This window comes from Flavobacterium sp. (assembly GCF_965284515.1).
In the GTDB taxonomy this organism is placed as follows: domain Bacteria; phylum Bacteroidota; class Bacteroidia; order Flavobacteriales; family Flavobacteriaceae; genus Flavobacterium.
The window spans coordinates 2,388,951-2,402,766 of the sequence record NZ_OZ260089.1 but is presented as its reverse complement, the minus strand read 5'-3'; the positions used below and the strand labels follow the sequence as shown (position 1 = coordinate 2,402,766).

Sequence of the window (13,816 nt, the reverse complement as noted above, 5' to 3'; positions counted from 1 at the left end):
TTTAACTGCTGTTACCCGTAGTTTTATATTTCGTCAATAATCCTTTGGACTATTTCACCGTTTTTTATTGCCCAAGTAATTTCATAAGAACCAGCCCCATCTGCACATTCCTGTTTTATATAAAAAACACTTTCATATTCGTAAATGACAAATTTTGAATTTTCAATACTTGAGTAATTTCCTTCACTGAATGAAACATTATAAAGGTCATCATAAAGTTCTGTATTCAGGTTGATTGTTTTTCCTTTCCATTGTAAAGACATTGAATTTACTGAAAAAGATATATTTAATGGAATTTCTAATCCATATTGAGATTCTTTATGTGCAATTTTATTGATTCTGTCAGCCTTAATAAGATTAAACTTTAGTACAACATTATCTTGTGAGTATTTATTCAAATTGTCAATAAATATGATTTTTGATTTAGGAATGAAGCCATAAATATTCTTACTATTTGTTTTCGAAAATTTATCTTGGATAATTTCAACATATAACCAATCTGAATTGGTTTCATGATTTTCTGCAATTAAAAAAACTTCATTTTTTTTTATAATATAGATAGTGTCAGAATCAAATTTAGGCTCACTATTTACAATTAATTTATTTGCAAAAGTTATAGCCTCATCTTGCTTTTGTGCAATAATGTGCGATGAAAATAAAATAAATAAGGTAAGTATGTATTTAGTCATTTACAATTACGGGTAACGTGTTGCAGCTAAAAGAAGTGGTGACGAGCCAAGACCAAGCCAAAACAAATATAACGCAAACTTTTGAATTTTCGGAGAAAATTCGGAAGTATGCCTTGCCTAAGCCATTACTTTTAACTGCTGTTAGCAGATGGCTTTTATTTTTCCCCAAGCCAAACTTCGCTGCCTTTTATTAAAAATATTTTTTCTTTAATTCCATCTCTTACTTGGTTAATCTCTCTGTAAGGTTTTTTCAATTCGCTTTTCAACCATTTTTGTTCTTCAAAATAATCTTTGTCTGAAGTGAAATTTTCACGTAAAGATTCATTTTCAAAAATCGGATATTCTTCAACTCTGTGACTCCAATTAAAGTCATTTATTCTTTTAGATATTTTCTCTAGTCCTGATTTCGCAATATTTTTTTCTATTTCTGGTTTGTAAAAAATATTTTCGTAATATTCAATTTCATCATTTATTGCACAAACTACTTGCGAATTATAAATATCTGGTTCAAACATCCATATTTTTAAGTAAAATGGTTTTCCAAGTTCTTTTAGTTGAATATTCCAACTTTCATAAATATCAAAAAACGATTCAATAATTTTCTTACGGATTTTTCCTTTTGGACTTGGGAAATTATGAATTGACATTGCAACTGGATTCCAAGGATATATTCTAAACTTTACATAATCTTTATTAGTTTTTTCAAAATAATCTAAGTCAATTTCCAGGTTATTAATTCTCCAATTTTCAATTTGCTTTATTCTTCTTTTATTTCCTCGAATTTTTTTCATCAATAAATTTTTCTTTTTCTCGTTTTGTTCTTCCAAGCTATCTGCTAACGTGTTGCCGCTTGTGGCAGTTGCGTAAATTTATAACAAAAGATTACAAGTACAAAACTCCTCGTGGAATTTTCGGAGAAAATTCCTAACACAAACCAAGCCTAGCAATTGCTACAAACGGTGGTTGTGTGCTGTGCTAATATGTTTTCCTCAATTCAATCCTTTGTTCAGTTGTTGTTTTTTTAAGCAAAACATAAATTTCGGGAAACTTTCTTGCCAATCTTTTTTCCAATTTAACATATTTTTCTCCTAACTTAATTATTCTTTTTGCTCCTTTATTACCTAATTTTTCATAAAGACAATCTTTAACTGCTATTTTAGTATGATTATTGGAGCATATAAATACGTTTCTCAAGTAATTTTGTCTTATTTTTTCGTTTTTCTGAAAAAGTTTAGTTTTGCTAACTTTTTTAAAGTCTGATTTTAGCTTTTCAAATTCAACTTTTGAAAGTGTAATTCTTGTTGTGTCGATTTCCTGTGCATGAATAGTTGAGCTTAGAAAAAAGAAAATTAGAAGAAAGAACTTTTTCATTTAGTTAAGTTTAGAGTTTAAATTAAAATCATTTCGTGAATCTGGGAAAGCATAGCACACAACGTTTTGCAGCTAAAAGAAGTGGCGACGAACCAAAACCAAGCCAAAACAAATATAACGCAAACTTTTGAATTTTCGGAGAAAATTCGGAAGTATGCCCTTGCTTAAGCCATTACTTTTAACTGCTGTTGTACACAGTTATTTAACATCCACAATAAATGTCAATTACCCAACTATCTTTTTCGGGTTTTATTTCATAATAACAGCCAACTTCTTCATCTATTGGTCCGTAAATATTTTTTACATTGTACCATTTATTTTTAATTTCACTTGATTCAGCTTTATACATTTCCTCAATCCATTTTTTGACTTTATCAATCTGAATTTTTGGTAATGTAACACGTATAGAAATTCCGCCAGCTTCTTGACATTCGTTTTTATAATATTTAATTTCATTTTCAAATGTTTGCTCAAAAGAACAAATACTATAATCAGGATAATTATATTTTTTAACGCTAGTTTTTTCGGAAGTTGATTTATAATTATTAATAAAATATAAATGAATTACTTCTTCAGTATGTTTCGAAAGTTCTGCTTTTCTTTTCAATTCGGAAACATTAGGTTTCTTCAGTTCAAAGTTTTGAGCAGAAATTAATAATGGAATAAAAAGCAATAATATTTGATATAAAATTCTGATTTTCATAATTGTGTACAACTTGTTTATATGTATGACTTTGTCATACATATAAACCTAAATCGGTTGTATATGTATGATTTTTGTAATACACTTTAATTAATGCTAAATTATAATTTTTTTAATACAAATCATCAAACGGGCTTTTAATTTTTTGTAAATTTTGTGTGCTTACATGTGTGTAAATCTCGGTAGTTTTACTGCTGTTATGACCTAATAATTCTTGAATATAACGCAAATCGGTACCGCTTTCTAATAAATGCGTAGCATAACTATGTCTTAACCAATGTAAGGTTACAGGCTTGTTTATCCTTGCTTTTTTTAAAGCTTGTTTCAAGACACTTTGTAAACTCTGTTCAGAATATTGTTCGCCTTTATTATGTCCTTCAAACAACCATTTTGCAGGTTTGTAGGCTAAATAATAGGCTCTTAAATGTTCAAGTATCTTAGGAGATAATGGAACTATTCTGTCTTTTTTTCCTTTCGCTTGTTTTATAAGTACTAAATTTCTTTTAGAATCAATATCAGACGGTTTCAAATGTAATAATTCACTTCGCCTTAATCCGCAACTGTAAATTAACGATAGCATTGTTTTGTGCTTTATGTTTCCGTGAGCATCTAATATTTTCTTAATTTCTTCTTTACTTAGAACATTGGGCAATACTTTTTCTCGTTTGGGCCTGTGAATTTTGTCTAGCTCTAAACTTACGTTTTGTATGGTTTTAAAATATAACTTTATGGCATTTACAACTTGGTTTTGATAAGAATGCGATAAATTATTCTTTAAAATATAGGCGTTATTATAGTAAACAACATCTTCATTTGTAATGGCTGTTATGTCTTTGGTGTTGAAAAATATCAAAAATGACTTCAAAGCATCGGTATAGGTTTTTATGGTGTTTTCACTATATCTTTTTGATTTTAACCAATAAGAAAATTTCTGTAGATGCTTCATTCCTTCTTCCGATGGTAGAGAAGCGGATTGAGGTTCTAGATTAAATAAGGAACGATTGCTTTCAGTGTCCAAAACATACCACACTTTTTTAGATTGACTCCAAGTGCTTCCGGATATATTTTTGACTTCTTGAATTAAGTTGGAATCCTTTTCAAATAGTATAAAAATTACATTTTGATTTTTATGAACTCCTATTCTATAGGTAAATGGGTTGGGCATATAGTTGAAATTTTGGCGTTTAGAATATCAAAATTACAAAATAGAACAATATGTTTAGTAATTGTTTTCCAAAAATATTTGGCTAATTTTACTCAAAATAGTTCCAATGGATTTTTTAAAACGCATCAACACAAAAGCAAAAACAGAAGATAATACCGGTTTTGGAAGTGATTCCTCTAATTATGGTGGTCGATTTTTAACCAAAAATGGAAATGCTAATGTTAGAAAAGACGGAATTGGTTTTATTGAAAGCATAAGCTGGTATCATACCATGCTTAATATTCCACGCTGGAAATTCTTATTCATCATATTACTTTTTTATGTTGTAGTTAACTTGTTTTTTGCCATTTTGTACTTCTTAATTGGGGTTGAACATTTAAACGGAATTACTGCAAATACCAATTTAGAAAAATTTGGGCAAGCTTATTTTTTTAGTGTGCAAACCTATACTACTGTGGGTTATGGCCACATTAATCCTACGGGTTTTTTGGCAAGTTTTGTGTCTTCAATTGAAGCTTTAATAGGCTTGTTAACTTTTGCAATTGCTACTGGTTTGTTTTACGGTCGTTTTAGCAGACCAAGTGCATTTGTTCGTTTTTCGGAAAATGCCATTATTGCTCCTTATCAAAATGGAAAAGCACTAATGTTTCGTTTAGCACCTTATAAAAACACAAATTTGGTTGATGCAGAAATGCGATTAACGCTTGGTATTAGTGTTGAAGAAAATGGAGTAGTGGTGAATAAGTTTTATACGCTTCCGCTTGAAATGGAACGCGTTAATGCCTTAACTCTAAGCTGGACAATTGTGCATCCAATAGATGAAGAAAGTCCGTTGTTTGGTTTTAAAGAATCTGACTACAAAAATATTCAAGGTGAGTTTTTAGTGTTCTTTAAAACATTTGAAGACATGTATAGCTCAACTGTAGTAAAAAGGACATCTTATACGTTTAGTGAAGTGGTTTATGGAGCTAAGTTTGTATCGATGTTTACACGAAGTTCCCAGAATGACAAAACTCTTTTGCATTTAGATAAATTAAATGCTTTTGAAAAGGTGAATTTGTAAAGCATATTTCAAAAAGAAAATTGCCTTTGAAACGGTCAACGTATTAAAAATTAATCAGTTGTTTCCAGTTTTTTTTAAAAAACATACAAAATGTTTTTTTTTAGTTACATTTATAAACTATAAACTATTATATCATGAAAAAAATAATTTTAGTATTAGTCCTAATTATTTCAGCAGGATTAACGTTAAACTCTTGTCAAACAGACGACAGCGCTCCTAATCAGAAATTAAGTAAAAACGCTACACTAATAAACTTACTCATGAGAGTTTCTCATGAAGGATTGATTGCTGGTAGAGATGGAGATAATGATGATAATGATGATGAAAACGAGAACGAAGATATTGATTGTATAAACATTGTTTATCCTTTAACTTTTACTGTAAATGATGGAAGTGGTAATACAACTTCAGTAACTTTAAATAATGATGCAGAATTATATGCATTTTTATCTGATTTTGAAGACAATGGAACAATGACCATCAATTATCCAGTAACTATATCTACGCTTGAAGGTGAAACGATAACGATTAATAATAACGAACAGTTTGAAGACGCAATAGAAGATTGTGGCGATATGGATGACGACGATAACGACGACGATGATGACGACGATGATGATGATGACAACGACAACGATGATGACAACGAAGAAGAAGACTAATATCGATACATTTCACAATAAAAAAAAACCTCACTTTTTAAGTGAGGTTTTTTTAAATATCTTTTTTTAGACTATCCGCCCATTTTTTGTTGAAATTCTTCCATGGTTACTTTTTCATACCCATCAGGAACAATAAAAGCATCTGCAGGTAATTCTTTAGAAACTTCAGTTGCAGTTAATTCTATAGTGGCTTGTGGGGTAACAATTTTCATTTGCAATGGAAATCCATTTAAACCTGTTTCTTTAGTAGAAGTTGTCATTTTAATGTTTTCTGTAACATAAAATTCACCAGTTTTGTCGTCTTTATAAGTTACAAACGCCTTATAACATTTAAAACCAGCAATTTCTCTAGTGTCTGCTTTATCTACTTTCACAGTAACAATGTTATCTAAATCGGCTAAGTCAACACCTTTTGAGCCGTTTTCATCTATTCCAGTTATTTCATATTTTTGCCCCATAGCGTTCATGGTCATTTTAGCAGAATTAGCGTCTTTTACTTTTTTGTACACTTTAGTTACTACCATTCCATTCATCATATCAACTTCCATAGCAATGTTTTCATTGTCATAAAAGCTTGTCATAAAAACGTCTCCCATCATAGCCATTTGTTCGTTGTCGCTCGTCATTTTGTATTTAACAAATCCATTAGTCATTGTTTGTCCAAATGTGCTAATAGTAGCTAATAATAATAAGTAAATTGAGATTTTTTTCATTTTGTTAAGTTTTATGGTTTTTATTTTAAATTTAATATAACATTATAATTTTCTAATTCTTTTAGTGCTTCTTCTGATTGATGATCAAAATTATCTTCTAATTCTTTATAACGCTTTTTATGATTAATTTTTCGAATACAATCATAAAAACGTCTAACTTCTTCAAGAGATGTTAGTTCCAGTTTAGGAACAGTTACTTTATTACCACTGTCATCTTTGGCAACCATTGTAAAATAACTAGAATTGCAATGTTTCACTTTTCCGGTTTGAATATTTTCAGAAACTACACGTATACCAACAACCATTGAACTATTTCCAACATAGTTTACTGAAGCCTTTAAAGTTACTAATTCGCCAATTTCAACCGGGTTTAAAAAATCTACTGTGTCTACAGAAGCCGTTACGCAATAAGAACCCGAATATTTTGAAGCAGCCGCAAATGCAATTTGATCCATTAATTGAAGTAAATAGCCACCATGAATTTTTCCGCTAAAATTAGAATGAGAGGGCAACATTAATTCAGATAAAGTGACTTTAGATGCTGAAACGGTATTAGATGTTTTTAACCTCATTATTCTCTAAAATAAGGAGAAGATTCTCTTTCTACTTTGGTTAAGAAATAACGAGTGTCTCCCCACCAAAAAAATGTTTTATAACGCTCTACATATTCTACTTTAATGAAGTTTCCTTGAAATTTTTTTAAACTGTCAATAACAGCGGGTTGATTATCCATTACCGAGAATTGAAAAACTTGTGCGCCAGAAATGCCTTGGCTTATTTCGCCTTCCCATGTTTTTACAACATAGCCTTTTTTACTGATTTTAATTAATTCACCACTTCGAACTCCTTCACTATAAGGAACATAATAAACAAAAGTAAAATATAAGGTTGTAACCACAGTAGTAAGCAAAAGAACATATAAGAAAAACTTCTTTACAGGATGCATTTTTTTCTTTACATTTTCTTCTTTTAATTCGTCAATTTTAGTTGCTGTCTGATTCATTTTCTATAGCTCTTTTAATTATGTTTTCAGGCAAAGCTTTCTTTGCTTTTGCACCCATTTTTTTCAATTTTTCTACTCTATTTACTAAATTTCCAGATCCATCAACTAATTTGTTCATGGCGTTTCCATATTCAATTTTGGCTTCGTCCATTTTTTTACCAATTTTCACCAAATCAGAAACAAAACCCTCAAATTTATCATATAATGCTCCAGCTTGTCGTGCAATTTCAATGGCATTTTCCTGTTGCTTTTGGTTGGTCCACATGCTGTCAATAGTTCGTAAAGTAGCCAAAAGAGTAGAAGGTGTTACAATTACAATATTCTTTTCAAAAGCTTTGTTGTACAATGTATTGTCTTCGTTCAATGCCAATGCAAATGCAGGTTCAATAGGAATGAAAAGCAATACGAAATCAGGACTTTCCATTTCGTATATGTCCTGGTAATTTTTGTCACTCAATTGGTCTACATGTCTTTTTACCGAATGTACATGCTCTTTTAAGAAAGTGGCTTTGGCATCATCGTCTTCTTCATTTACAAAACGCTCATAAGCCGTTAAGGAAACTTTCGAATCGACTACCATTTTCTTGCCATCCGGAAGGTTGATAATTACATCTGGAAGTATTCTTGAACCTTCTTCGTTGGTAAAACTTTGCTGCACTTCATATTCACGCCCTTTCTCTAAACCTGATTTTTCTAATACACGCTCTAAAACTAGTTCGCCCCAGTTTCCTTGCATTTTACTATCGCCTTTTAAAGCTTTTGTAAGGTTTATAGTTTCCTTGCTCATTTTCTCATTCATGTCGCGTAAACCAAGAATTTGTTGGCGCAGCGCTGCATGATAATCGATACTTTCTTTATGGGTGTCGTCTACTTTTTTCTCAAATAACTGAATTTTCTCTTGAAGCGGATTTAAGATAGTTTTCATGTTTTCTTTATTCTGTTCCGTAAACTTATTGGTTTTTTCTTCCAGAATTTTATTGGCTAAATTTTCAAATTCTTTAGTAAACTTTTCTTGAAGTTGCTCAACTTCGTGTTTTTGTTCTTTATTGCGCTCTAATAAATTATCAAAATCATTTTCCTTTTTCGCCAAATGAATTGCAAACGCTTCTTTCTCTTTTTGAACGTTTTCTTTTTCTAAATTCAATTGAGCAATTGCTTTTTCAAACTGATTTTTTTCAATTTGAAATTGGGTTTTCAATTGTTCTATTTGACCTAATAAACCATTAACACGTTCTTCTAAACCTGATTTTTGAGATTGTGCTTCTGCTTTGGAAAGCATTTTACCAATAAAAAAACCTAGGGCTAATGCTAAAATGAAAACGGCGATTATTAAAAGTGTTTGCGACATATAAAAGTTTTGTAGTTGTAAAATTACATAATAAAATCAATTTAGTAATTGTAATCTGCATAAAATGAAAAATGTATTTTTGTAAAAATTTAAAGCTTCATGCACCGCCATTTTTTATTACATAAACCACACAGTTACTTAAGTCAGTTTGTTAGGGAACAAAAAAGAAAGAAAAAGTTATTGGGCGAATTGTATCCGTTTCCTGAAGGAACAATGGCAATAGGTCGTTTAGATGAAGATTCAGAAGGGTTGTTATTGCTAACAACTGATGGAAAAGTAAGCGAACAAGTAAGAAGAAAAACGGTTGAAAAAGAATATTACGCTCAAGTAGATGGAATTATTACCGAAGAAGCAGTTGCTCAATTGCAAAATGGAGTAGAAATAGGAATAAATGGAACGAAATATTTAACAAGGAACTGTTCGTCTAAACTAATTCCAGAATTGCCAAGCTATATTGGACAAGGTAGAAGAATTAGAGACGAACGTCACGGACCAACGAGTTGGGTTTCTATAACGTTAACCGAAGGAAAATTTCGACAAGTTCGAAAAATGACTGCTGCTGTTGGATTCCCTACATTGCGATTGATTAGAATTAGAATTGGAACTATAACTTTAGAAGGTTTAAATGCTGGTGATGTTGTGGAAGTTAAAGATTTTCAATTGCAAGAGAAATAACAAAAAACAAATTCAATTTATAACCTAAAACCTTTTACCCAAAACCTAATACCTAAAAAATGCTAAACATAGTTTTAATAGAACCAGAAATTCCTAATAATACCGGAAACATTGGCCGCCTTTGTGTTGGAACAGAGAGTAGACTGCATTTAATTCATCCGTTTGGTTTTGAAATTACGGATAAGAATTTGAAACGTTCGGGTTTGGATTATTGGGTACATTTGGATTGGAAAGAATATCAATCTGTTGCCGAATGGAAAGCTCAAATTCCAGACGAATCTCGAGTGTTTTTAATGAGTTCTCACGCTGATAAAAACTATTTAGAACAAGAATTTCAAGATGGCGATTGGTTGGTTTTTGGTAAAGAAAGCAAAGGTTTAAGTAAAGATGTATTAGAACAATTTCCAAATCACTTAACCATTCCAATCTCAGAACATGTTAGAAGCTATAATTTAGCGAACTCTGTTGCTTTTGTAATTGGAGAAGCAAAAAGACAAATTGGTTTAAAAAAATAAGTCCCGCAATGCGAGACTTTATATTATTTGAATAGTTCTAAAAAAAAAGTCTTCATGGCTTCCCAACTTCTTTTATCTGCTTTTTCATTATAAGCAGCTCCTTTGCTATTATCAGTACTTAAATCTTTGTGTGTAAAAGCATGCACAGCATTCGCGTAGTAATTCATTTGCCAGTCGGCTTTTGCAGTTCTCATTTCATCTTGAAAAGCATCTATATCTTTTTGTGGTACATAAGGATCATCAGCTCCATGTAAAACTAAAACTTTCGCTGTGATAGGAACTGTAGTTCTCATTTTGTCTTTACCTAATCCACCGTGAAATGATACAATGCCTTTTACATTTAAATTTCCTCTGGCTGCTTCAATAGCTCCTGTTCCTCCAAAACAATAACCTATTACTGCGATTTCATTTTTATTTGCACCAAGTTTTACCAATTGGTCAATGGCTAACTGAATACGTTTCTGGTATACTTCAGGGTTGTTTTTAAAATAACCAGCCAATTTACCAGCTTCTTCGGTATTTTTCGGATTGTTTACAGAGCCATAAATATCAGCAACAAATGCATGATATCCTAACTTTGATAATGCTTCGGCTGATTCTTTTGCATGATTGTCAATTCCCATCCAAGCAGGTAAAACAATAATACCAATATTTTTAGAGTTTGGTTTTTCTGCTTTAAAGAAGAATCCTTCTAATTTGTCTTTACCATCTAAATAAGAGACAGTATTAATTTGCGCAAAACTTATCATCGTTGAAAAAAGTAGAATGAATATATTGAATTTCATGAGTTAATTGTTTTAGTAAAGTTAGTTATAAAAACAACAATTATCTCTAAACAAAACATAAAGTTATACTACTTTGAATTTTCCAATGGTTTTATCAAAAACAATACTTTCGTTTTGAAATAATTTGTTGAAAGTATCATTTGCAATTAAATTACAAGGTTGGTCTTGTACTAATTTATTTTTTGTCAACACAATCATTTCATCACTTAATTGTATGGCTAAATCAATATCATGTGTTGAATATAGAATGGTTTTCTCGGTTTCGTGAGTAAGTTTTTGCAATAGCTTTATTAATGAGACTTTGTGAACTAAATCTAAATGAGTAGTTGGCTCATCTAAAATAATTAATGCAGTATCTTGTGCAAGAGCACGAGCAATCAATGCTTTTTGCAATTGTCCATCACTAATTTCGTAATGTTTTTTGTATTTGAATTCTTCAATTCCAGTTAAAGCAATAGCTTCTTCAATTTTCAATTTATCTTCTTCAGAAAGTTTGCCTAACCAATTGGTATAAGGTTGTCTTCCTAAAGCTACAATTTCATAAACTGTTAAATTGCTTGGCGGTAAAGATTCGGTTAAAACTATACTTAATTCTTGGGCTAAATCTTTAGGTAAATAGGATTGAATTTTTTTATGATTTAGAAAAACATTCCCATCGAGTGTTGGAATAATCCCAGTGATGGTTTTTAAAAGCGTCGATTTTCCAATTCCGTTTGCACCCACTAAAGCTACTAATTTTCCTTTTTGCAATTGAATATCGCAATTTTGGATTATAGTATTGGTTTCGGATTTAGTTTTGTATCCAATTGAAAGATTTTCGGTATGTAGAATGTTGTTTTTCATACTTCTTTAACTGAAATTTCTCTTTCGAACCAATAACCAAATAACAATTGGTGCACCAATAATAGACGTTACAGCATTTATAGGTAAGGTAATATCATAACCAGGACATTGCGCAATAATATCACAAAATAGTAAAACAATTGCACCAATTAATAACGTACTCCAAAATAATATAAAGTGATTACTTGTTTGAAAAAGTAGTTTTGCAATATGCGGAACTGCTAATCCAATGAAGGCAATAGGCCCAACAAAAGCAGTAATACTTCCGGCTAAAATACTGGTTGCAAATATGATGATGTATCTTGTTTTCTTGAAGTTGACGCCTAAACTTTTGGCATATTTTTCGCCTAATAAAAGTGCGTCTAAAGGTTTGATGACTAAAAAGCTTAAGATGATTCCAATAAATGTAATGATAAAAAGTAAAGAAACTTCATTCCAACTTAAGTTGGCTAAACTTCCTAACGACCAAAAGGTAAATTTTTGTAATTGTTCGGCAGTTGAAAAATACGATAAAACTGAAACAACAGCACTTGTTAAGCTTCCAAACATTAATCCAACAATAAGAATTGCCATTGTATCTTTCAATTTTTGAGAAACGGCTAAAACTGCAATTAATACAAAAGCACTTCCTAAACCTGATGCTAAAACAATTCCATAATTTGATAAGAATAGATTTGCTAAAAATGAAGGTAAAAAACCTGCTCCAAGAATTACAAAAGCAACCCCTAAACTTGCTCCTGAACTCAGTCCTAAAACATAAGGGCCGGCAAGTGGATTTCTGAACAACGTTTGCATTAACAAACCACTTATAGATAATGCCATTCCAACGAGAATTGCAGTAAAAGCTTTGGGTAGTCTAAAATTCCAAAGTATAATTTCCCAACTATCCTTTTGCATCGTATTTCCTAAAAAACTATTTACAATTTCTTTTACTGGAATAGAAACCGAACCCAAACTAATGTTCGTGAAAAATAAAACTACTAATATTGCTATTAGAAGAATGAATAGAAAAGTATGTTTTTTTGTTTGTAGCATGCTTAAGTATTCTTCAAAAGTAGTTTATTTTAATTTTTCAAAAAAATACAATTCATAATCGGGTAAAACTTCTGGATGTAAAATTTTGACAATGTCTTTTAAAACTAAATCAGGTCGGTTAGGAGCTAATTCATAAAAAATAACGCCACCTGTTTTTCCTTTTTTTGAACTAGAAGTGTAAATGTTTTTATTTTGTACGGCTTTGAAATACTTGTAGTTTGAATTTGTTTTAAGAATTTCATCTAAACTTGTAAATTGTCCTGGATTAATCCAAAAATCTGCATCTTTAGCTTTGTCTAAAACAGTTTCAAACGATAAAGCTAAACTTCCAGTTCCATTAGAATCTTTCCATAAATAGTTTCCGTTAGCTTCTTTTAAAAATAAAGCAGCCCAACTATCGCCTTGAGGTAAATACCATTGATCTTCATAAATTGAACCTGCCATAATTGTAGGCTGATTTTTGATATTTTTTACTAGTAATAATGCTTCATTATAACTTTTTTCAATTTCAGAAAAAATAATATTTGCTTCTTCATTTTTATCATATAAAGCACCAAAAAACTTAATCCATTCTGCTTTTCCTAGTGGTGTTTTTTCAGTCCAATCGGCATTAAAAATAATTTTCTGTCCGTTTTTTTCTAAATTTTTATAGGTTTTTAAGTCTCCATCAACACTAAATCCAACAATGATATCTGGATTTAAATCCAATATTAATTCGGTATTTAAACTTTGGTTACTCCCAATTTCACGAATAGTTCCAATGTCAATTAAAGCTCTTGTTTTTTCAGAAGAAACATAATGCGTAGAAGGAAATCCAACAATTGTATTTTCGCTTTGAAGCATTTCAATTGATGGAATATGAGTAGTTGAGGTAACAATTATTTTTTTTACTGGAATTTGAATTTTAGTATACGAATTTAAGCTATCAGGAAGTTGAGCGTTTTCTTTGTGCAAAACATATGTGTAAACCTCTTTTGCTTCGGGATAAGCATTTTTTACTTTCAAAATAGAAAAATCAGCATATTCTACAATAGAAAAACCTTCAGCATGTTGCACTAAATTAATTTCAGAAGTAGTTTTTTTGTTAAGTTTTGAAGCTTCTTTGCATTGTGTAAAAAGACTAAGGGAACAAATTAAAAATAAAATTTGATAAATTAAACGCATGCTTTTTTTTACAAAAGTATAGTTTTGTTTTAATATTTCATTGATTTGTAACAAATGATGCATAATGTGTTTGAACCTTTTT

The 13,816-nt window shown here is 30.6% G+C and carries 17 protein-coding genes; 4 read left to right on the top strand and 13 right to left on the bottom strand.

Annotation, left to right across the window (positions count from 1 at the left end):
• Positions 1 to 23: 23 nt before the first annotated feature.
• The 5 genes from ACQ65T_RS11250 to xerA form a co-directional block, all read right to left on the bottom strand.
• Positions 24 to 689 carry a hypothetical protein gene (locus tag ACQ65T_RS11250; RefSeq protein ID WP_430401168.1) on the bottom strand — a complete coding sequence of 222 codons (666 nt, stop codon included), beginning with the start codon at positions 687 to 689 and terminating at the stop codon, positions 24 to 26.
• A gap of 155 nt (positions 690 to 844) precedes the next feature.
• Positions 845 to 1,480: a hypothetical protein gene (locus ACQ65T_RS11245; protein ID WP_430401167.1), complete on the bottom strand. Its 636-nt coding sequence runs from the start codon at positions 1,478 to 1,480 to the stop codon at positions 845 to 847.
• A gap of 184 nt (positions 1,481 to 1,664) precedes the next feature.
• A complete protein-coding gene (locus ACQ65T_RS11240) occupies positions 1,665 to 2,060 on the bottom strand; it encodes a hypothetical protein (RefSeq protein WP_430401166.1) in 396 nt (131 codons plus the stop codon).
• Positions 2,061 to 2,262: 202 nt separating this feature from the next.
• Positions 2,263 to 2,763 carry a hypothetical protein gene (locus tag ACQ65T_RS11235; protein WP_430401165.1) on the bottom strand — a complete coding sequence of 167 codons (501 nt, stop codon included), beginning with the start codon at positions 2,761 to 2,763 and terminating at the stop codon, positions 2,263 to 2,265.
• A gap of 112 nt (positions 2,764 to 2,875) precedes the next feature.
• Entirely contained in the window at positions 2,876 to 3,928 is a 1,053-nt protein-coding gene (gene xerA, locus ACQ65T_RS11230; RefSeq protein ID WP_430401164.1) for a site-specific tyrosine recombinase/integron integrase, read from the bottom strand.
• 106 nt (positions 3,929 to 4,034) lie between these two features.
• On the opposite strand from xerA, the gene ACQ65T_RS11225 reads away from it, so the two are divergent.
• Entirely contained in the window at positions 4,035 to 4,991 is a 957-nt protein-coding gene (locus ACQ65T_RS11225; RefSeq protein ID WP_430401163.1) for an ion channel, read from the top strand.
• Between the two features lie 134 nt (positions 4,992 to 5,125).
• Complete coding sequence (locus tag ACQ65T_RS11220; protein ID WP_430401162.1) at positions 5,126 to 5,653, top strand: hypothetical protein; 528 nt, start codon at positions 5,126 to 5,128, stop codon at positions 5,651 to 5,653.
• 71 nt (positions 5,654 to 5,724) lie between these two features.
• Here the strand turns inward: ACQ65T_RS11220 and ACQ65T_RS11215 are convergent, their stop codons facing one another.
• From ACQ65T_RS11215 to rmuC, 4 genes are read right to left on the bottom strand one after another with little or no spacing between them, the layout of a single operon-like run.
• The gene (locus ACQ65T_RS11215) at positions 5,725 to 6,366 is read right to left on the bottom strand and encodes a hypothetical protein (RefSeq protein WP_430401161.1); all 642 of its coding nucleotides are present in this window, start codon (positions 6,364 to 6,366) and stop codon (positions 5,725 to 5,727) included.
• 20 nt (positions 6,367 to 6,386) lie between these two features.
• The gene (locus ACQ65T_RS11210) at positions 6,387 to 6,938 is read right to left on the bottom strand and encodes an acyl-CoA thioesterase (RefSeq protein WP_430401160.1); all 552 of its coding nucleotides are present in this window, start codon (positions 6,936 to 6,938) and stop codon (positions 6,387 to 6,389) included.
• Positions 6,938 to 7,312 (bottom strand): 6-phosphogluconate dehydrogenase, encoded by a 375-nt coding sequence (locus ACQ65T_RS11205; RefSeq protein WP_430401370.1) that lies wholly within the window; start codon positions 7,310 to 7,312, stop codon positions 6,938 to 6,940. Before ACQ65T_RS11205 ends, ACQ65T_RS11210 begins: the two co-directional genes overlap by 1 nt.
• Positions 7,313 to 7,349: 37 nt before the next feature.
• A complete protein-coding gene (gene rmuC, locus ACQ65T_RS11200) occupies positions 7,350 to 8,717 on the bottom strand; it encodes a DNA recombination protein RmuC (RefSeq protein WP_430401159.1) in 1,368 nt (455 codons plus the stop codon).
• Between the two features lie 99 nt (positions 8,718 to 8,816).
• Between rmuC and ACQ65T_RS11195 the strand changes: the two genes are divergently transcribed.
• Positions 8,817 to 9,392, top strand: coding sequence for a pseudouridine synthase (locus tag ACQ65T_RS11195; RefSeq protein ID WP_430401158.1), 576 nt, complete (start codon positions 8,817 to 8,819; stop codon positions 9,390 to 9,392).
• Positions 9,393 to 9,451: 59 nt separating this feature from the next.
• Positions 9,452 to 9,907 carry a tRNA (cytidine(34)-2'-O)-methyltransferase gene (locus tag ACQ65T_RS11190; protein ID WP_430401157.1) on the top strand — a complete coding sequence of 152 codons (456 nt, stop codon included), beginning with the start codon at positions 9,452 to 9,454 and terminating at the stop codon, positions 9,905 to 9,907.
• A gap of 23 nt (positions 9,908 to 9,930) precedes the next feature.
• Here ACQ65T_RS11190 and ACQ65T_RS11185 read toward each other — a convergent pair whose 3' ends face one another.
• From ACQ65T_RS11185 to ACQ65T_RS11170, 4 genes are all read right to left on the bottom strand, one after another.
• The gene (locus ACQ65T_RS11185; protein WP_430401156.1) at positions 9,931 to 10,692 is read right to left on the bottom strand and encodes a dienelactone hydrolase family protein; all 762 of its coding nucleotides are present in this window, start codon (positions 10,690 to 10,692) and stop codon (positions 9,931 to 9,933) included.
• A gap of 63 nt (positions 10,693 to 10,755) precedes the next feature.
• Positions 10,756 to 11,535, bottom strand: coding sequence for an ABC transporter ATP-binding protein (locus ACQ65T_RS11180; RefSeq protein WP_430401155.1), 780 nt, complete (start codon positions 11,533 to 11,535; stop codon positions 10,756 to 10,758).
• Positions 11,536 to 11,541: 6 nt separating this feature from the next.
• Positions 11,542 to 12,570, bottom strand: coding sequence for an iron chelate uptake ABC transporter family permease subunit (locus ACQ65T_RS11175; protein ID WP_430401154.1), 1,029 nt, complete (start codon positions 12,568 to 12,570; stop codon positions 11,542 to 11,544).
• A gap of 24 nt (positions 12,571 to 12,594) precedes the next feature.
• Entirely contained in the window at positions 12,595 to 13,797 is a 1,203-nt protein-coding gene (locus ACQ65T_RS11170) for an ABC transporter substrate-binding protein (RefSeq protein ID WP_430401153.1), read from the bottom strand.
• Positions 13,798 to 13,816: the final 19 nt, after the last annotated feature.